This is a genomic window from Streptomyces flaveolus (assembly GCF_000716535.1).
Classification (GTDB): Bacteria; Actinomycetota; Actinomycetes; order Streptomycetales; family Streptomycetaceae; genus Streptomyces; species Streptomyces flaveolus_A.
The window spans coordinates 1-471 of the sequence record NZ_JNWV01000159.1 but is presented as its reverse complement, the minus strand read 5'-3'; the positions used below and the strand labels follow the sequence as shown (position 1 = coordinate 471).

Annotated in this window: 1 pseudogene; it reads right to left on the bottom strand. The window is 71.3% G+C overall.

Annotation, left to right across the window (positions count from 1 at the left end):
* Positions 1-17 precede the first annotated feature (17 nt).
* A pseudogene (locus tag OO52_RS45645) lies at positions 18-471 on the bottom strand (alpha/beta hydrolase); the annotation flags it as partial.

Here is a 471-nt window from a genome sequence, read left to right as displayed (position 1 = left end):
CGCCGGACGGCCCGGCCTCACTTCAGGTGGCGGTCGAAGAACCGGCACCCGTCCTCCAGCTCGAACCACGGGGTGCCGGTGTGCCCGCCGAGGTTGGCGTGCAGTGTCTTCTCCTTGCTGCCGAAGGCGTCGAACAGGTCCAGGGCCCGTTGCCGGGGATTGCCTTCGTCGTCCCACTGGAGCAGGAACAGCAGCGGAATGGTGACCTGCCGGGCCTCCTCCCGCTGGGCACGCGGCACGTAGCCCCCGGCGAAGAAACCGGCGGCCGCGATGCGCGGCTCGGTCACCGCCAGCCGGATGCCGAGGGCGGTCCAGCCCCCGGAGTACCCGACCGGGCCGTCGATCCCGGGCAGTTCGAGGAGGGCGTCCAAAGTGGTGTGCCATTCCGGGACCGCGTTGTCGACCAGCGGGCCGATGAGGGACTCGAAGATCTCGTCGACCGGTTCGCCGGCCCGCATCGCCCGCCGGAGG